The organism is Mycolicibacterium aubagnense (assembly GCF_010730955.1).
Classification (GTDB): domain Bacteria; phylum Actinomycetota; class Actinomycetes; order Mycobacteriales; family Mycobacteriaceae; genus Mycobacterium; species Mycobacterium aubagnense.
Map to the genome: position 1 here is coordinate 1,494,119 of NZ_AP022577.1, position 18,524 is coordinate 1,512,642.

Genomic DNA, 18,524 nt, shown 5'->3' on the forward strand with positions numbered 1-18,524 from the left:
ACCGATGGGACTCGAAGAACGTCTGCCCGGCGGCATCCTGCTGTCCACTGTCGAGACCGTCGCAGGGTACGTGCGCAAAGGGTCGCTCTGGCCCGCCACCTTCGGCCTGGCCTGCTGCGCCATCGAGATGATGGCCACCGCCGGCCCGCGCTTCGACATCGCCCGCTTCGGCATGGAACGGTTCTCCGCGACGCCGCGTCAGGCAGATCTGATGATCGTCGCGGGCCGCGTCAGCCAGAAGATGGCCCCGGTGCTGCGCCAGGTGTACGACCAGATGGCCGAGCCCAAGTGGGTGCTGGCCATGGGCGTGTGTGCGTCCTCCGGTGGCATGTTCAACAACTACGCCGTCGTGCAGGGCGTCGACCACATCGTGCCCGTCGACATCTACCTGCCGGGCTGTCCGCCACGGCCCGAGATGCTGCTCAACGCAATCCTCAAGCTGCACGCCAAGATTCAGGAGATGCCCTTGGGCGTCAATCGAGCCGAAGCCATCGCCGCGGCCGAGGAAGCTGCCTTGCAGGCACGGCCCACCATCGAGCTGAAGGGACTGCTGCGGTCATGACCGACACACCCAACGGCGGGGAGGCGACGGGTTCGGAAATCATCGGGACACGTCGCGGCATGTTCGGTGTGCACGGCAGCGGTGACACGTCGGGTTACGGCCGGTTGGTGCGGGAGGTGGCGCTGCCCGGCAACTCGCCACGGCCGTACGGCGGCTACTTCGACGACGTCGTCGACACGTTGGCCGCCGCACTAGGCGACGACCAGTTCGCCGCCGCCGTCGAACGCGTCGTGGTGTTCCGCGACGAGCTGACCATCGAGGTACGCCGCGCGCACCTGGTGGCGGTGGCCCAGGCGCTGCGCGACGAGCTGAGATTCGAGCTGTGTCTGGGAGTTTCCGGGGTGCATTACCCGGACGAGCCCGACCGCGAGTTGCACGCCGTGTACCCGCTGATGTCCATCACGCACAACCGCCGTATTCGGGTCGAGGTGTGCGCCCCGGATGCCCATCCGCATGTCCCGTCGCTGTACTCGGTGTACCCGACCACCGACTGGCACGAGCGGGAGACCTACGACTTCTTCGGCATCATCTTCGACGGCCACCCGGCGCTGACGCGCATCGAAATGCCCGACGACTGGGTGGGACATCCGCAGCGCAAGGACTACCCGCTCGGCGGCATACCCGTCGAGTACCACGGCGCGAAGATTCCGCCCCCGGACGAACGGCGGGCCTACAGCTGATGACTGTGGACAACGAACCCGATGGCCGCGAACGTGTGGTCACCGTCGGCGGTCAAGACTGGGCCGACGTCGTCGCCGCGGCCCGCGAGAGCGCTGTCGCCGGCGAACGCATCGTGGTCAACATGGGGCCGCAGCATCCCTCCACCCACGGCGTGCTGCGGCTGATCCTGGAGATCGACGGCGAGACCATCACCGAGGCCAGGTGTGGAATCGGCTACCTGCACACCGGGATCGAGAAGAACCTCGAATACCGCACGTGGACGCAGGGCGTCACTTTCGTGACGCGGATGGATTACCTGTCCCCCTTCTTCAACGAAACCGCGTACTGCCTGGGCGTCGAGAAGCTGCTCGGCGTCACCGACGATATTCCGGAGCGCGCCAACGTCATCCGAGTCATGCTCATGGAGCTCAACCGGATCTCGTCGCACCTCGTCGCACTCGCGACCGGCGGCATGGAACTGGGCTCCATGTCGGCGATGTTCTTCGGGTTCCGGGAACGCGAACTGGTGTTGTCGATCTTCGAGACCATCACGGGACTCCGGATGAACCACGCGTACATCCGCCCGGGCGGGCTGGCCGCCGACCTACCCGACGACGCGCTGCCGCGGCTGCGGGAACTACTGCAGTTGCTGCCGAAACGGTTGCGCGACATGGAAAACCTGCTCAACGAGAACTACATCTGGAAGGCACGCACCCAGGGGGTCGGATACCTGGACCTGACAGGCTGCATGGCGCTGGGCATCACCGGACCGGTATTGCGGTCGACGGGGCTTCCGCATGACCTGCGCAAGTCGCAGCCGTACTGCGGCTACGAGTCGTACGACTTCGACGTCATCACCGATGACCAGTGTGACGCCTACGGTCGCTACCTGATTCGGGTCCGCGAGATGCACGAGTCCATCAAGATCATCGAGCAGTGTGTGGATCGATTGGGCAAGACGGGCCCCGGGCCCGTGATGATCACCGACAAGAAGCTGGCCTGGCCGGCGGACCTGAAAGTCGGCCCCGACGGCCTGGGTAACTCCAATGAGCACATCGCCAAGATCATGGGCTCATCCATGGAGGCCCTGATCCACCATTTCAAGCTGGTCACCGAGGGCATCCGCGTGCCCGCCGGGCAGGTGTACATCGCGGTCGAATCCCCCCGCGGCGAGCTGGGCGTACACATGGTCTCCGACGGCGGCACCCGTCCGTACCGAGTGCACTACCGCGATCCGTCGTTCACCAATCTGCAGGCGGTGTCGGTGATGTGCGAGGGGTCCATGGTCGCCGACGCCATCGCCGCGGTGGCGTCGATCGATCCGGTCATGGGAGGCGTCGACAGATGACCGCTATCGAACTCCGTCTCGGGCCACGTCCGGACGAGCCCGGCCCGCCCATCGGCCAAGGGCCGCAGTCCTACTCGACCGAGGTGAGCGCGACGCTGGCGGCCGATGCGGCCACGATCATCGCCCGGTATCCCAGTGCGCGCTCCGCATTGTTGCCGCTGCTGCACCTCGTCCAGTCGCAGGACGGTTATCTGACGCCAGCCGGAATCTCCTTCTGTGCCGGGCAATTGGACCTCAGCGCCGCAGAAGTCACCGCCGTCGCCACCTTCTACTCGATGTACCGGCGCACCCCCGCCGGCGAGTATCTCGTCGGAGTCTGCACCAACACGTTGTGCGCCATCATGGGCGGCGACGCCATTCTGGAGACACTCGAGGATCACCTCGGCCTCGGCGCCGGCGAGACCACCGCCGACGGCCGGGTCACGCTGGAACACATCGAATGCAACGCCGCCTGCGACTACGCCCCCGTCGTCATGGTCAACTGGGAGTTCTTCGACGACCAAACCCCCGGTTCCGCACGCGAACTCGTGGACGCGCTGCGGGCCGGGGAACCGGTGACCCCGACGCGCGGCGCGACTCTCTGCACCTTCAAGGAAACGGCGCGCATGCTGGCCGGCTTCCCCGACGAGCGCCCGGGAAGCAACGACTCCGAACCGGGCGCCGCGACCCTGGCCGGGTTGCGGATCGCCGAGGAGCGCGGGATGGAGGCGCCCCAATGACCTCGACAGGACTGACGCCGGTACTGAGCAGACATTGGGATCAGCCGCAGTCATGGACGCTGCAGAGCTACGTTCGGCACGGCGGCTACCAGGCCCTACGCGCGGTGTTGCGGAAGCAACCCGCCGAAGTCATTGCACTGGTCAAGGATTCGGGACTCCGTGGCCGCGGCGGCGCGGGCTTCCCGACAGGGACGAAGTGGTCGTTCATCTCCCCCGACGACGGCCGGCCCCATTATCTGGTGGTCAACGCCGACGAATCCGAACCGGGGACGTGCAAGGACATCCCGCTGATGCTGGCGACGCCGCACGCATTGGTGGAAGGCGCCATCATCGCGTCCTACGCCATCGGCGCCCGGCACGCCTTCATCTATCTGCGCGGTGAGGTGGTTCCGGTCCTGCGCCGGCTGCAGGGCGCCGTGGCCGAGGCCTACGCCAACGGATATCTCGGCACCAACATCGCCGGTACCGGTTTCGACCTGGACCTGGTGGTCCACGCCGGCGCGGGCGCCTACATCTGCGGCGAGGAGACCGCACTGCTCGACTCACTGGAGGGACGGCGCGGCCAACCCCGTTTGCGCCCACCGTTTCCCGCGGTCGCCGGGCTGTACGCCTGCCCGACCGTGGTCAACAACGTCGAGTCGATCGCCAGCGTCCCATCCGTGATCCGCCACGGCGTCGACTGGTTCCGGTCGATGGGGTCGGAGAAGTCCCCCGGCTTCACGCTGTACTCGCTGTCCGGCCATGTCACGAGACCAGGACAATACGAAGCGCCCCTGGGAATTTCGCTGCGTGAGCTCCTGGAGTGCGCGGGCGGGGTCCGTGCCGGACACCAATTGAAGTTCTGGACCCCGGGCGGATCGTCGACACCGATGTTGACACCCGAACATCTGGACACCCCGTTGGACTATGAAGGCATGGCAGGGGTCGGCTCGATGCTGGGCACCAAGGCACTGCAGATTTTCGACGAGACCACCTGCGTGGTGCGCGCGGTGCGGCGGTGGACCCAGTTCTACGCGCACGAATCCTGTGGCAAGTGCACACCCTGCCGGGAAGGCACGTACTGGCTGGCCCAGATCTACGCCCGGCTGGAGAGCGGGCAGGCCGAGGCCGCCGATCTGGACAAGCTGCTCGACATCTCCGATGCCATCCTGGGTAAGTCGTTCTGTGCACTGGGCGACGGAGCCGCCAGCCCGATCATGTCCTCGCTCAAGTACTTCCGCGACGAGTACGTCGCCCACCTGAACGGCGGCTGTCCCTTCGATCCGCACGCCGCCACGGTCTTCGCCACGGAAGGAGCGGGCGCGTGACGGTAACCGAGCCGGCCAAGGGCGCGACTGCGGTCGAGATGGTCTCACTGACCATCGACGACCAGCAGATCAGTGTGCCCAAGGGCACGTTGGTGATTCGCGCCGCCGAGCTCATCGGGATCCAGATTCCCCGATTCTGTGACCACCCCCTCCTCGACCCGGTGGGTGCCTGTCGGCAATGCCTGGTCGAGGTCGAAGGTCAGCGGAAACCGTTGGCGTCATGCACCACCACGGTCACCCCGGACATGATCGTGCGCACCCAGCTGACGTCGGAAGCCGCCGACAAGGCACAGCACGGCGTGATGGAACTGCTGCTGATCAACCATCCGCTGGACTGCCCGGTATGTGACAAGGGCGGTGAATGCCCGCTGCAGAACCAGGCGATGTCCAACGGCCGCGCCGATTCTCGCTTCGAGGATGTCAAGCGCACCTACCCGAAACCCATCAACCTGTCCGCGCAGGTCTTGCTCGACCGGGAACGCTGTGTGCTGTGCGCGCGCTGCACCCGGTTCTCGAATCAGATTGCCGGCGACCCGTTCATCGAACTGCTGGAACGCGGGGCGCTGCAACAAGTCGGCGTCGGCGCAGGACCCGACGGTGGCGACCCGTTCGACTCGTACTTCTCCGGTAACACCGTGCAGATCTGCCCCGTCGGCGCGCTGACGGGCACCGCGTACCGGTTCCGGGCCCGGCCTTTCGATCTGGTCTCCTCCCCCAGCGTGTGCGAACATTGCGCCTCGGGTTGCGCGCAACGCACCGACCACCGGCGCGGAACAGTGTTGCGCCGCCTGGCCGGTGACGACCCGGAGGTCAACGAGGAATGGAACTGCGACAAAGGTCGCTGGGCCTTCACCTACGCGACGCAGGGTGACCGCATCACCACGCCGCTGATCCGGGACGCCGACGGCAGCCAGCGCCCGGCCTCGTGGCCCGAAGCCGTCGCCGTCGCCGTGCGCGGGCTGTCGGCCGCCGGTGCCCGAACCGGCGTGCTCGTCGGCGGACGACTCACCGCCGAAGACGCCTACGCCTACGCCAAGTACGCGCGGATCGTGCTGGGCACCAATGACATCGACTTCCGCAACCGGGTGCACAGCGACGAGGAAGCCGAGTTCCTGGCTGCTCACGTCGCCGGTCAGCCGATGCAGGTGACGTACACCGATCTGGACAAGGCGCCCGTCGTGCTGCTCGTCGCGTTCGAGCCGGAAGAAGAATCGCCGATCGTCTACCTGCGGCTGCGCAAGTCATTCCGCAAGCACGGCCTGAAAGTGGTTGCGGTAGCGCCATTCAGCACGCGCGGCCTGGAGAAGATGGGCGGCACCCTGATCTCCGCCGCACCCGGCCGCGAACCCCGCGCTCTCGACGCCATCGAGGTGTTGCCGCCCGGCTCGGTCATCCTGACCGGCGAGCGGCTGGCCGGTGTCCCCGGAGGGTTTTCCGCCGTGGCCCGGCTGGCCGAACGCACGGGCGCGGGCGTCGGCTGGGTGCCGCGGCGGGCCGGCGAGCGCGGTGCGCTGGAAGCCGGTGCAGCGCCGAATCTGTTGCCCGGCGGACGCTTGGTCACCGATCTGCCGTCCCGGACCGAGGTGGCCGTCGCCTGGCATGTGGACGAACTCCCCGACGCACCGGGCCGCGACACCGCCGCGATCCTGGCCGCCGCCGCCGATGGCGACCTGGAGGCCGTCCTGGTCGCCGGCGTCGAACTGGCCGACCTGCCCGACCCGGAACAGGCTCAGCGGTCACTCACCGCTGCGAAGTTCGTGGTGAGCATGGAGGTACGGCGCAGCGCCGTCACCGACCTCGCGCACGTCGTGTTCCCGGTGGCGCCGGTGGTCGAGAAAGCCGGCAGCTTCGTGAACTGGGAAGGGCGCGGCCGGTCGTTCGGCGCGGCCCTGCCGCCGGCCACCCGTGCGGACATGGGGGTGCTGGCCGCGCTGGCCGACGAGCACTGCATCGATCTGGGGTTGCGCGATGTCGCCACGGTCCGCAACGAGATGAACCGACTCGGGTGCTGGACCGGACCACGCCCCGCCGCACCGGAATTCACCGCTCCGCCGAACCCGGTACCAGGACCCGGCCAGGCCGTCCTCGCGGGCTGGCGGATGCTGTTGGACGCCGGGAGGATGCAGGACGGCGAACCGAACCTGGCTGCCACCGCGCGTCCGGCGGTCGCCCGACTGTCGCCTGACACCGCCACGAGCGTCGGAGCCGAGGACACGCTCACAGTGAGTACGGCGCACGGCAGCGTCACCCTGCCGCTCGAGATCACCGATATGCCGACCGGTGTGGTGTGGCTGCCGGTGAACTCGCCCGGATCGACTGTGCACGCGACGCTACGCGTCGCCCCGGGCGCACTCGTCTCGATCAGTGCGGCCAGTGACGGGACCAGGCCATGAACTATCCCGACCTCTCCTCCTTCGGCCTCGACCCATGGTGGCTGGTCCTCGCCAAAGCGCTTGGCATTTTTGTGTTCCTGTTGCTCACGGTGCTCGTCGCCATCTTGCTCGAACGCCGGGTACTGAGCTGGATGCAGATGCGCATCGGACCCAACCGGGTGGGCCCGTTCGGGTTGCTCCAGAGCCTGGCCGACGGCATCAAGCTCGCCCTGAAGGAAGGGCTGGTCCCGGCCGGGGTGGACAAACCGATTTACCTGCTGGCGCCGATCATCTCGGTGATCCCGGCGATCATGGCATTCGCCGTCATCCCGATGGGGCCACTGGTCCGCGTCTTCGGACATGAGACCCCGTTGCAATTGACCGACCTGCCGGTCGCGGTGTTGTACGTCCTCGCGGTCACGTCGATCGGGGTCTACGGAATCGTGTTGGCGGGCTGGGCCTCTGGCTCCACCTATCCCCTGCTCGGCGGGCTGCGGTCCAGCGCGCAGGTGATCTCGTACGAGATCGCGATGGCGCTGTCGTTCGCCGCGGTGTTCCTGTACGCCGGCACCATGTCGACATCGCAGATCGTCGCCGCGCAGCAGGGCCGCTGGTACGTCTTCCTGCTGCTGCCGTCGTTCCTGATCTACGTGGTCGCCATGGTCGGCGAAACCAACCGGGCGCCTTTCGATCTGCCCGAAGCCGAGGGCGAGTTGGTCGGCGGTTTCCACACCGAGTACTCGTCGCTGAAGTTCGCGATGTTCATGCTCGCCGAGTACGTCAACATGACGACGGTGTCGGCACTGGCCACCACCCTGTTCCTCGGTGGTTGGCAGGCCCCGTGGCCGCTGAGCCTCATCCCCGGTGCCAACACCGGATGGTGGCCGCTGCTGTGGTTCATCGGGAAGGTGTGGGCCTTCCTGTTCCTGTTCATGTGGCTGCGGGCCACGCTCCCCCGATTGCGGTACGACCAGTTCATGGCGCTGGGCTGGAAGGTGCTCATCCCGATCTCACTGGCCTGGATCATGATCGTCAGCGTCGTGCGGACGCTGCGACTGCACGGCTACGACAGCTGGCCCGTCGTGCTGGCGTTCGCCGCCGCCATCGCCGTGGTGGCGATCGCCGGCGCACTGTGGAACACCGTACGGCGCAAGTCAGCTCACACCCCGGTCCCGGCCGCCGAACCCCAGCCCGGCGCGTTCCCGGTGCCGCCCATCCCGGCCAAGGAGGTAGACCATGCCCGGTAGGCCCAAGTTCATCAGGCCCAAATTTGTCGACGCCCTCGCCGGCTTCGGCGTCACCTTCGGAACCATGTTTAAAAAGTCGGTCACCGAACAGTATCCCGAGGAACCCGGCCCGGTAGCGCCTCGCTATCACGGCCGGCATCAGCTCAACCGCTACGACGACGGCTTGGAAAAGTGCATCGGCTGCGAACTGTGCGCGTGGGCCTGCCCGGCGGACGCCATCTTCGTCGAAGGCGCGGACAATACTGCGGAAGAACGGTTTTCACCCGGCGAACGGTATGGCCGGGTGTACCAGATCAACTATCTGCGGTGCATCGGCTGTGGGCTCTGCATCGAGGCCTGCCCGACCCGCGCGCTGACCATGACCAACGACTACGAAATGGCCGACGACAACAGGTCCGACCTGATCTACGGCAAGGACAAGCTGCTGGCTCCGCTGAAGCCCGACATGACCGCACCGCCACACGCGATGGCCGAAGGCAGTACCGACGAGGACTACTACCGCGGCAACATCACCGCGTCAGGTGTTTCGCGGCCCGCCGCGGACGGAGCGACTCGGCGTGAGGCGGCCAAGTGACCGGAGAGGCCGTGACGTTCTGGGTGCTCGGCACGGTGTCGGTGCTCGGCGCCATCGCCATGGTGGCTGCGCCCAAAGCGGTGTACTCGGCAATGTTCTTGGCCAGCACCATGATCAGCCTCGCCATCCTCTACATTGCCCAGGACGCGGTGTTTCTCGGCGTCGTGCAGGTGGTGGTCTACACGGGCGCGGTCATGATGCTCTTCCTGTTCGTCCTGATGCTGATCGGTGTCGATTCCGCGGACTCCCTGGTGGAAACGATTCGCGGACAACGCATTGCCACCGTCGTGGCCGGCGTCGGCTTCGGCATTGCGGTGATGGCCGGAATCGGTGGTCTCAGTGCGAATTTTGTCGGTCTGGAGCACGCGAACCGAGCCGGCAACGTCCAGGGTCTGGCGGTGCTGATCTTCACCCGCTACCTGTGGGCGTTCGAGACCACCAGCGCGCTACTGATCACTGCCGCACTGGGCGCCATGGTGCTGACCCACCGCGAACGGTTCGAGCACCGAAAGACCCAGCGCGAGCTGTCAATTGAGCGGTTCGCCGCGGGCGGGCATCCGACGCCCCGACCGAACCCCGGGGTGTACGCACGGCACAACGCCGTCGACATCCTGGCCAAGCTTCCCGACGGTTCGGACGCCGACATGTCCGTCAGCGCCGTCCTGCCCCGGCGCAGCGTCTCCACCGATGATGGGAATGCCGTCAGCGCACGCGAGGAGCAGGGAGGCTCATGAATCCCACCAATTACCTCTATCTCGCCGCGCTGCTGTTCACCATCGGCGCGGCCGGAGTGCTGGTGCGCCGCAACGCCATCGTCATGTTCATGTGCGTCGAATTGATGCTCAATGCCGCAAATCTGGCGTTCGTCACGTTCTCCCGGATACACGGTGAGCTCGACGGTCAGGTGGTGGCGTTCTTCACCATGGTGGTGGCCGCATGTGAGGTGGTGGTGGGGCTGGCGATCATCATGACCATCTTCCGTTCCCGACGATCGGCGTCGGTGGACGCCGCGAGCCTGCTGAAGCAATGACCATGACGACATCGGTGTGGTTGCTCATCGCGCTGCCGCTGGCGGGTGCGGCAATACTGCTGCTCGGCGGGAAGGCCACCGACGCGTGGGGCCACCTGCTCGGTTGCGCCACGGTGGTCAGCGCCTTTCTCGTCGGCGCCACCCAGTTCATGGCAATGACCGCTCGCGACAACGACTTCCGGATGGTGCACGAGACGTTGTTCTCGTGGGTTCCGGTCGCCCAGCTCCAGGTCGACTTCGGGCTGCGGCTGGACCAGCTGTCCGTCTGCTTCGTCCTGCTGATCACCGGCGTCGGCGCTCTCATCCACATCTATTCGATCGGCTACACGGCGCATGACCCGGCCCGGCGCCGCTTTTTCGCCTATCTCAACCTGTTCGTCGCGGCGATGCTGCTGCTCGTCCTGGCCGACAACTACCTGGGCCTGTACGTCGGATGGGAAGGCGTCGGCCTGGCGTCGTACCTGCTGATCGGGTTCTGGTCGCACAAGCCGTCGGCGGCGACGGCCGCGAAGAAGGCGTTCGTCGTCAACCGGGTCGGTGACATCGGGCTGGCGCTGGCCCTGGCAGCCATGTTCGCCCACACCGGAACGCTCTCGTACTCGGGTGTTTTCGCCAAGGCCCCGCATCTTGCCGCGGCTACCGCCACACTCATCGGCCTGCTGCTGCTGCTGGCGGCGTGCGGCAAGTCGGCTCAGGTGCCGCTGCAGTCCTGGCTCGGGGATGCCATGGAGGGCCCGACGCCGGTTTCGGCGCTGATCCACGCGGCCACCATGGTGACCGCAGGCGTCTACCTCGTCGTGCGGTCGGCACCGATCTTCAACCAGTCCGCCGATGCCCGGCTGGCGGTCGCCAGCGTCGGGGCGGTGACGCTGTTGTTCGGCGCGGTGATCGGCTGTGCCAAGGACGACATCAAGAAGGCCCTTGCGGCGTCGACCATGAGCCAGATCGGCTACATGATGCTGGCGGCGGGGCTCGGCCCGGCCGGCTACGCGCTCGCGATCATGCATCTGCTGGCGCACGGCTTCTTCAAGGCCGGTCTGTTCCTGGGCGCCGGTTCGGTGATGCACGCCATGGATGACGAGACCGATATGCGCCGCTACGGCGGACTGCGCAGCGCCATGCCCGTCACGTTCGCCACGTTCGGCATGGGGTATCTCGCGATCATCGGGGTGCCGCCGCTGTCCGGGTTCTTCTCGAAAGACCCGATCATCGAGGCCGCGTTCGCCGCCGGCGGCACCAGAGGGCTGCTGTTCGGCGGTGCCGCGCTGCTGGGCGCGGGCATCACCGCGTTCTACATGACCCGCGTCATGCTGATGACGTTCTTCGGGGAAAAGCGTTGGCGGGCCGAGGCGCATCCCCATGAATCTCCGTCGGTCATGGGCTGGCCCATGGTGCTGCTCGCCGCCGGGTCCATCGGCGCGGGCGCGCTGCTCGCCGCCGGCGGAGCGTTGGAACATTGGCTCGAACCGATCGTCGGTTACCAGGAACTCGAGCACACCGTTCCCGCCTGGCTGCTCACCGTCGTCACGCTCGCGGTGGTCGGTGTCGGCGTCGCGATCGCGTATCGGATGTATGCGCGGCAACCCATCCCGCTGAGTGCGCCGGTCAACGTCTCCGGGCTGACGGTCGCTGCCCGCAATGATCTGTACGGCGACGCGTTCAACGAGCGGGCGCTGATGGTGCCGGGGCGGCGGCTGACCGATGACCTGGTTGACTTCGACGACGTCGCGGTCGACGGTGTCACCCGCGAGCTGGCGGCGCTGGTGCGCAGCGGATCGCAGGATCTTCGGCGCTCGCAGAACGGGTTCGCCCGGTCCTATGCGTTGTCCATGTTGGCCGGAGCGGCATTGATTGCGGCCGCCATTCTCACGGTGAGGGTGTGGTGACCGGAATGTGGTGGCTGACGGCGTTGTGGGCCGTCCCGATGGCCGGCGGTGCGACAGTGATCCTGTTGCCTGCCACGGCACGGGCTTTCGCGCGCTGGACGGCACTCGCGGTGTCGCTGGTGGTGTTGGCCGTCGCGCTGATGCTGGCGCTGCGGTTCGATCCGGCCGGGGAGCGCTACCAGTTCGTCGAGAACCACCCGTGGATACCATCGTTCGGCACCGGATACATCCTCGGGGTCGACGGTGTGGCCCTCGTGCTGGTCGCACTGACGGCGGTCCTGGTGCCGCTGCTGATCATCGCCGGATGGAATGACGGTGACGCGAACGACGCAGGCGCGCAAGCCAAGTCGACGCATGCCTATTTCGCATTGATCCTCGCCGTCGAGTCGATGGTGCTGATTTCCCTGGTGTCGCTGGACATCCTGCTGTTCTACGTCTTCTTCGAGGCCATGCTGATCCCGATGTACTTCCTCATCGGCGGTTTCGGCGCGGACCGTCCCTCGGCGTCGAAAGCCGCGGTGAAGTTCCTGCTGTACAACCTGTTCGGTGGCTTGATCATGCTGGCCGCGGTCATCGGGCTGTACGTGGCCACCGCCAACAGCCCGCTGTTCGCCCACGGCACGTTCGATTTCCGTGCCGTCGCGGACGCTGTGCGCGACGGCACGCTGAACGTCAGCCCGGGTTTGGCCAATGCGCTGTTCGGCGGATTCATGTTTGCGTTCGCGGTCAAGGCACCGCTGTGGCCGCTGCACCGGTGGTTGCCCGACGCGGCAGTGCACGCCACGCCGGCCACCGCGGTCCTGATGATGGCTGTCGTCGACAAGGTGGGCACCTTCGGCATGCTCCGGTACTGCCTCCAGCTCTTCCCCCAGTCCGCGGCGACGTTCCGGCCGTTGATCATTGCGCTGGCGGTCATCGGCATCGTCTACGGGGCCATCGTGGCCATCGGTCAGACCGACGTGATGCGGCTGATCTCGTACACCTCGATCTCACACTTCGGCTTCATCATCCTGGGTATCTTCGCCATGACCGAGCAGGCGCAGTCCGGCGCCGCGCTCTACATGGTCAACCACGGCCTCTCGACTGCCGCACTGTTCCTGATCGCCGGCTTCCTGGTGTCCCGCCGGGGATCTCGAGCCATCGCCGACTACGGTGGCGTGCAGACCGTCGCGCCCGTTCTGGCCGGCACGTTCCTGGTCGCCGGGTTGGCCACGCTGTCGCTACCTGGCCTGGCACCGTTCATCAGCGAATTCCTGGTCCTGGTCGGCACATTCATCCACTACCCGGCGGTCACGGCCGTCGCGGCCACGGCCCTGGTGCTCTCCGCGCTCTACATCCTGTGGATGTACCAGCGCATGATGACCGGCCCTGTCGCCGTCGGCAACGACAAGCTGCGCGACCTGGTACCTCGCGAACTGGCCGTGGTGGTACCGCTGGTCGTCCTTCTGCTCGTGCTGGGCATCTACCCCAAGCCGGCCCTCGACATCATCAATCCCGCTGTCGGACACACCTCGTCGAGCACCGCCCAGGGGGTGGTCCGATGACACCCATCCCCGCGCCGTCCGTCGAGTACGGCCTGCTGTCCCCGATGCTGATCGTGTTCGGCATCGCGCTGGCAGGCGTGCTCGTGGAGGCTTTCGCGCCGCGCTCGGCGCGGTACCGCGCCCAGGTCACCTTGAGCATCGGCGGCCAGGCGGTCGCATTGATCGCCGTGGTTTCCCAAGCGCTGCACCTGGGTCCGGCGATCGGCCGGCCCGCAGTCCTCGGGGCGATCGCCATCGACCGTCCGGCACTCTTCCTGCAGGGGACTCTGCTGGGCGTCAGTCTGTTGGCGACCTTGCTGATGGCTCAACGGGTTTCGGAGGGCAGCGGGCTGGCCGCGTTCACCCCGCAGGCCGCGACGGTGCCGGGCAGCGCCGCCGAGCAGGTCGCGCTCAAAGCGGGCGTGGTCCAGACCGAGGTGTTCCCGCTGGCGATGTTCGCACTCGGCGGCATGATGCTGTTCGGCGCATCGGATGATCTGCTGACGATGTTCGTCGCCCTCGAGGTGCTATCGCTGCCGCTGTACCTGATGTGCGGCCTCGCGCGCCGGAATCGGCTGCTTTCCCAGGAAGCGTCGCTCAAGTACTTTCTGCTGGGCGCCTTTTCCTCCGCGTTCTTCCTCTTCGGTGTCGCGATGCTGTACGGCTATTCGGGCAGCCTGAGCTTGTCGGGCGTCGCGGCAGGCCGCGGACCGGCCTCCTTGGGGCTCATCGGGATAGCGCTCCTGTGCGTCGGCCTGTTGTTCAAAGTCGGTGCGGCGCCGTTCCATTCCTGGGTGCCCGACGTCTATCAGGGGGCGCCCACGCCGGTGACGGCCTTCATGGCATCGGCCACCAAGATCGCCGCCTTCGGCGCGCTGCTGCGGGTCTGCTACGTGGCGCTGCCGGCGCTCGCCAACGACTGGCGGCCGGTGCTGTCGATCATCGCGGTGTTGTCCATGGCGGTGGGCACGATGATCGCCATCGCGCAGGACGACGTCAAGCGCATGCTGGCGTATTCGTCGGTCGCCCACACCGGTTTCATCCTCACCGGCGTGATCGCACTCAACGACAACGGCCTGTCGGCATCGTTGTTCTACTTGTTCGCGTACGGGTTCAGCACACTCGGTGCGTTCGCGGTGGTGAGCGTGGTGCGGCGGGCCGACGGTGACGAGGAAGGCGACCTGCGCCGGTGGGCCGGGCTGGGCCGTCGGCATCCTTTCTTCGGTGTGGTGTTCGCGCTGTTTCTGCTGGCGTTCGCCGGCATTCCGCTGACCAGTGGATTCGTCAGCAAGTTCGCGGTCTTCAAAGCCGCGGCCGAAGGTGGTGCCGCGTCCTTGGTGGTTATCGGTGTGATCGCCAGTGCCGTCGCCGCGTACTTCTATGTCCGGGTGATCGTCCTGATGTTCTTCACCGATCCGGTCGAGGACGGCCCAGAAGTGCAGTCGGGCAGCCTGAGTACGGCGATGATCGGGCTGACGGCGTTCGTGACCCTCGCACTGGGAGCCGTCCCGCAGCCCGTGCTCGACCTGGCCAACCACGCCGGCCAGTTCCTGCGGTGAGCCGCTGAGGAGGTGAGCGTCCGGTGCTCGGAGATCGTTGGGGCGTCACCGACGCTGAAACTCGCGCTGAGTACGACTGTGACCGCTACGTGGCCAACCCATCGCTCGAAGCGTGGCGCGGTGTCACGGTGAATGCGACGCGAGAACGCTTGTGGCCTTGGCTCCTTCAGGTTCGCCTCGCGCCGTACTCGTACGACTGGATCGACAACCTGGGGCATCGATCACCGCGCGAGCTGCGCAACCTCACCGACCCTGAGCCCGGCGATCCGTTCAGCGCCAGCGCCGGGCGGCCGCTGGGCAGAATCGTCGCTGTCGACCATCAGGTGCAGTTGACCGCGCAGATCATAGGTGCCCACATGTCTTATCAGCTCACCCCGATCGATGACCGCAGAACGCGGCTGGTGCTGAAAGTCGCAGCGCCGCAGTCATTGCGACTCGTCGCCCCGCTGCTGTCACTGGGTGACCTGGTGATGGCGCGGCGGCAACTGCTGAACTTCAAACATCTGGCGGAAATGTAGCGACCAACCAACTACGTGGGCGTCACGGTGAACGGCAGCCAGTAGGTCCCCGCTCCATCACCAGGGCAGCCCGGTGCCGCCACGGTGAACGTCCGCTCGCCGGTGAAACTTCCGTCGCCATTGGGCTTCAGGAAGTCGGACCGAAACGCCGTTACTGCAGTGCCATTCGGGCCGCAATGGAACGGATAGTCCCCCGAGGACTCCCAGCGGTCACCCGTCCAGCGGTAGTCGAACAGTGCCGGTGCGTTCGGATTCTCTTTCAGCTCGGTCACTCTCAACCAATGCGCGACACAGCCGCCGGCGTCGCACACCGTCCGGAACATGGCCGCCTGGGTCGACGGGTCCGACGCGTCCGGACGCCCGTTGAACGTCTGACGCGAATGGTCGAGAAAGGCGTCATAGTTCCCGTAGAGCGGTACCGGTTCGGCACGGTCGGCATGTGCCTGCGGAGCCGTCACCATCAGTGCCAACGCCGACAGCGCACAAATTTTCGGCAGCATGACTTTGCATAGCACACTGCCCGAAGATCCGGGGTTGATCTGGCTCAGGCCCGTAGTCTGCCTAGCCGCGCGAGTGGCCCGTAGGGCGCATCTCCGCGATCTCGGGCTTTGCGTGCCGCAGAACTGCTAACACCGGAGCCGCCACCGGGCGACCGTATTGCGCAATGTGTAGGTGTGCCAGGCATCTCCATGCAGCAGCAGGGTGACCTCGCTGGGACCTGATGTTGGATAGCTGACGCCGGAGTCGTCGAAACAGATGGCGTCGACGTCGTTGCCCACAAACACGCTGACGCCGATCACACCCGATGGGCCAACCAGCAATTGACGGCCGGGGTTGCGGCGAGCACCGATAGCCAGCAGTCCGCTGGCGATGTTGAGGTGGCCATCGAATGCTCGGACACCGAGTCCGCCGGTGTCCGAACCAGAGAGCACGCGAACCCGAACCTGCCGGCCGACGACGTCGCACTCGTCGGCACTCATGGTCCGTACCCACAGTGCTCGCTGCTCTGCCGCGGGCTCGGGTTCGATATCGGCGTGCACGTAGGTGCCTGTAATTCCTTTCGCCCCAGCATCTTCAATGACCACGACGCCGCCATCGGGTGCGATCATGATGTCGCACAGCAGCTTGTTCGTCGCCGTTCGCACGGCCATGTCTCCTCTTTCGCAGCCAAATATGGCAGTCACATCCACGTGCAGACTGCGATCCGCAGTAGGATTCGACGTCACCGTCCGATGAAACATCTTCAGACGCAAACGATGTCCACAGCAGGGCACACGGTATCGACCGGGGCGGTCGCCTCATGCCGGGCGATGGTCAATGCCGCTCAATCCACCCACGGATCGTCGGCGTGGTACTGCCCAGGGTTCTGGGGAATTCTGCGGTCGGCTGCTTTTCCTCCCGGCTGACGAGTGGCAGCCGTGATCGTTGCCCAGAACATCGTTGGTATTGATGTGAGACACCGCAGAATCCGCGGCACGTCACGAAACATTTTGTCCCCCTTGGTTCTCTGGTGATTTGAGCGGCCTCACACAGCCCTTGGCGGCAAGGGCTTTCGCCGGTCGCGGATTTGCAAGCAGACGCGTTCGCGTCGTGATCCGGACCATCGCGCTGTGAGGTCACTGTTTCTGGCTGCGGCTACGATCTGTTTACCGAGTAGAACTTCGGTGCGCTCAAAGGCATCCCTCATGGCGGTTTCCTCACCGCGCGAGGCTGCATCGACGAATTCTCTTGGCAATTGCGAGTGGTAGGTCCACGCACTGTAAGCGATGTACAAGACGGGGTCTGGGGCGCCGAGGTGGTCCGCGTCCTGCGCATGGAAGTAGACGTATGCCCACTCGCGGTAGGGATAGGGATGATCCCCATCATCGGCAGCGGTTCCTTTCCGGTCTGAAGGCCAGTCACACGTTGGTCGAAATCGATAGCGCGGCCGCGAATTCGAGAAGTCGTTCCATTTCGTCCTGACCATCGTCGGCGTTCTTGTCGAAGAGGTAGCACTCGACGTAGTGCTGACTGTCCTCGGGAGTGGTCCGGATTGTGCTGTTGACTGTCGTCGTGTACAGCCGGAGGCGCACCGACACCAGCTCGCGAGAACCGTCGGGCAGGACGTCGTAGTCGGTGTGCAATGCCTGGTCACTGAGTCGCGAGAGGAGAACGGTCCGCACCGTGGACTGGAACATTGGGTGCGGCAATCGCTCATCGTGGCCGGCACATTCTGCGTCAGAGCCGTGCCACAAGATCAAACGCGAACCGTCGGTGACCGCGACCTCCTGCCAGGTCGGACGCTGCGTAAGCACGAATGAGTAGGCAGCGTCGAAGTTGATGAAAGCGCGCAAATTGTTCAGTGCCGCTTCGGGATTGCGGATGCCGAGCAATACCGCCTGCTGGAGATGCCTGTGCGATGCCCAATCAGCCATGTGCGGCGAGCGCCCTTCCGAATTGAATCAGCCGTTCCATCTGTGCTCGTCCGCCGTCGGTGACAGACTTCGTGAATAGCAGCTCTTCACTGAAGGCCTCGGTCCTCGATGGGGTCTTTGCGAGGGTGTAGTCGGCCGTCGTGGTCACCAGCCGCAGTTCAACACTGTGCAGGGACCGTCCGCCACTGTGATCGATGCGATATCCAACTTTGAGATTGCGATCGGTCAACGCGGACAACGGAATCGAGCGCAGCGTGGATGTCAGCAAGGGTGCGCCGGGCTCGGGATCGTCGTCGTCGGTGAGTTCATCGGCACCCATCCACAGCAGCAATGTCCGGCCGTCGGTCACAGCGACCTCCTGGTACAACGAATCGCGCGAATCCTCGTGTTCGAGCGTCCGTTCCATGACGAATGCCTTGATCACCGTCGGATCCATCACGCGGTTCAACGCCTCCACCGCGATCGCGGGGTCACGCAGGTACGCCTCCGCTGCTTGTACCAAGTCCGAGTAGGGTGCCCAATCCTGGTGACCGTCCGGCCCGGCGGGTCGGTCCGGTGATACTTCGGCCATCGACGTCAGGTCCCGGCAGGTCCCGACGCGCGCGGTGCGGGCGCCACCTTCGTCGGCGAGAAATCACCCATGACCACATCCCCCTGTCCAACAGACCGACCGTACTCATCACCGATGACGAGCCTGTGCAAGGTGTAGTCGGGAATCAGTGGCAGAACCGAACGGTGATCTAGCCCACAACCGGCGACAGTTCTGAACACGGCACCTGCGAGGAGGCGTCGATGACGGTGCCGA

At 65.8% G+C, this 18,524-nt stretch carries 19 protein-coding genes; 14 read left to right on the forward strand and 5 right to left on the reverse strand.

All coding sequences use genetic code 11. The features are described from left to right. The first annotated feature begins 4 nt into the window (after positions 1-4). Genes G6N59_RS07430 through G6N59_RS07495 form a run of 14 tightly spaced genes read left to right on the forward strand, consistent with a single transcriptional unit; the run spans position 5 to position 15,305 of the window. Positions 5-562: a NuoB/complex I 20 kDa subunit family protein gene (locus G6N59_RS07430; protein WP_138231533.1), complete on the forward strand. Its 558-nt coding sequence runs from the start codon at positions 5-7 to the stop codon at positions 560-562. Beyond that, positions 559-1,242 carry an NADH-quinone oxidoreductase subunit C gene (locus tag G6N59_RS07435; RefSeq protein WP_138231534.1) on the forward strand — a complete coding sequence of 228 codons (684 nt, stop codon included), beginning with the start codon at positions 559-561 and terminating at the stop codon, positions 1,240-1,242. The genes G6N59_RS07430 and G6N59_RS07435 overlap by 4 nt, the downstream gene beginning before the upstream one ends. Next, a complete protein-coding gene (gene nuoD, locus G6N59_RS07440; RefSeq protein WP_138231535.1) occupies positions 1,242-2,570 on the forward strand; it encodes an NADH dehydrogenase (quinone) subunit D in 1,329 nt (442 codons plus the stop codon). The genes G6N59_RS07435 and nuoD overlap by 1 nt, the downstream gene beginning before the upstream one ends. Further along, positions 2,567-3,289, forward strand: coding sequence for an NADH-quinone oxidoreductase subunit NuoE (gene nuoE, locus G6N59_RS07445; RefSeq protein ID WP_138231536.1), 723 nt, complete (start codon positions 2,567-2,569; stop codon positions 3,287-3,289). The genes nuoD and nuoE overlap by 4 nt, the downstream gene beginning before the upstream one ends. Further along, positions 3,286-4,596 carry an NADH-quinone oxidoreductase subunit NuoF gene (nuoF, locus tag G6N59_RS07450; protein ID WP_138231537.1) on the forward strand — a complete coding sequence of 437 codons (1,311 nt, stop codon included), beginning with the start codon at positions 3,286-3,288 and terminating at the stop codon, positions 4,594-4,596. The genes nuoE and nuoF overlap by 4 nt, the downstream gene beginning before the upstream one ends. Then, entirely contained in the window at positions 4,593-6,989 is a 2,397-nt protein-coding gene (locus tag G6N59_RS07455) for an NADH-quinone oxidoreductase subunit G (protein WP_138231538.1), read from the forward strand. Before nuoF ends, G6N59_RS07455 begins: the two co-directional genes overlap by 4 nt. Next, positions 6,986-8,215, forward strand: coding sequence for an NADH-quinone oxidoreductase subunit NuoH (gene nuoH, locus G6N59_RS07460; RefSeq protein WP_138231539.1), 1,230 nt, complete (start codon positions 6,986-6,988; stop codon positions 8,213-8,215). Before G6N59_RS07455 ends, nuoH begins: the two co-directional genes overlap by 4 nt. After that, positions 8,205-8,789: an NADH-quinone oxidoreductase subunit NuoI gene (gene nuoI, locus G6N59_RS07465; protein ID WP_138231540.1), complete on the forward strand. Its 585-nt coding sequence runs from the start codon at positions 8,205-8,207 to the stop codon at positions 8,787-8,789. Before nuoH ends, nuoI begins: the two co-directional genes overlap by 11 nt. Next, positions 8,786-9,523, forward strand: coding sequence for an NADH-quinone oxidoreductase subunit J (locus tag G6N59_RS07470; RefSeq protein ID WP_138231541.1), 738 nt, complete (start codon positions 8,786-8,788; stop codon positions 9,521-9,523). The genes nuoI and G6N59_RS07470 overlap by 4 nt, the downstream gene beginning before the upstream one ends. Further along, on the forward strand, positions 9,520-9,819 hold the full coding sequence (gene nuoK / locus G6N59_RS07475; RefSeq protein WP_138231542.1) for an NADH-quinone oxidoreductase subunit NuoK: 300 nt from the start codon (positions 9,520-9,522) through the stop codon (positions 9,817-9,819). Before G6N59_RS07470 ends, nuoK begins: the two co-directional genes overlap by 4 nt. 2 nt (positions 9,820-9,821) lie before the next feature. Further along, positions 9,822-11,705, forward strand: coding sequence for an NADH-quinone oxidoreductase subunit L (gene nuoL, locus G6N59_RS07480; RefSeq protein WP_138231543.1), 1,884 nt, complete (start codon positions 9,822-9,824; stop codon positions 11,703-11,705). Then, the gene (locus G6N59_RS07485) at positions 11,699-13,249 is read left to right on the forward strand and encodes an NADH-quinone oxidoreductase subunit M (protein WP_138231544.1); all 1,551 of its coding nucleotides are present in this window, start codon (positions 11,699-11,701) and stop codon (positions 13,247-13,249) included. The genes nuoL and G6N59_RS07485 overlap by 7 nt, the downstream gene beginning before the upstream one ends. After that, the gene (gene nuoN, locus G6N59_RS07490) at positions 13,246-14,787 is read left to right on the forward strand and encodes an NADH-quinone oxidoreductase subunit NuoN (RefSeq protein WP_138231545.1); all 1,542 of its coding nucleotides are present in this window, start codon (positions 13,246-13,248) and stop codon (positions 14,785-14,787) included. Before G6N59_RS07485 ends, nuoN begins: the two co-directional genes overlap by 4 nt. Before the next feature lie 23 nt (positions 14,788-14,810). Continuing rightward, positions 14,811-15,305, forward strand: coding sequence for a polyketide cyclase (locus G6N59_RS07495; protein WP_138231546.1), 495 nt, complete (start codon positions 14,811-14,813; stop codon positions 15,303-15,305). Positions 15,306-15,316: 11 nt separating this feature from the next. On the opposite strand, the gene G6N59_RS07500 is transcribed toward G6N59_RS07495, so the two are convergent. The 5 genes from G6N59_RS07500 to G6N59_RS07515 all read right to left on the reverse strand — a co-directional run bounded on the left by G6N59_RS07500 (position 15,317) and on the right by G6N59_RS07515 (position 18,290). Beyond that, positions 15,317-15,805, reverse strand: a complete 489-nt coding sequence (locus G6N59_RS07500; protein WP_138231547.1) for an MBOE_33420 family protein — start codon at positions 15,803-15,805, stop codon at positions 15,317-15,319. Between the two features lie 126 nt (positions 15,806-15,931). After that, positions 15,932-16,456: a hypothetical protein gene (locus G6N59_RS07505; RefSeq protein WP_138231548.1), complete on the reverse strand. Its 525-nt coding sequence runs from the start codon at positions 16,454-16,456 to the stop codon at positions 15,932-15,934. A 374-nt stretch (positions 16,457-16,830) separates the two neighbouring features. Continuing rightward, a complete protein-coding gene (locus G6N59_RS31805; protein ID WP_407665829.1) occupies positions 16,831-17,271 on the reverse strand; it encodes a DUF6891 domain-containing protein in 441 nt (146 codons plus the stop codon). After that, positions 17,204-17,719: a hypothetical protein gene (locus G6N59_RS07510; protein ID WP_138231549.1), complete on the reverse strand. Its 516-nt coding sequence runs from the start codon at positions 17,717-17,719 to the stop codon at positions 17,204-17,206. Before G6N59_RS07510 ends, G6N59_RS31805 begins: the two co-directional genes overlap by 68 nt. Next, positions 17,712-18,290, reverse strand: a complete 579-nt coding sequence (locus G6N59_RS07515) for a hypothetical protein (protein WP_163911046.1) — start codon at positions 18,288-18,290, stop codon at positions 17,712-17,714. Before G6N59_RS07515 ends, G6N59_RS07510 begins: the two co-directional genes overlap by 8 nt. Between the last annotated feature and the right edge of the window lie 234 nt (positions 18,291-18,524).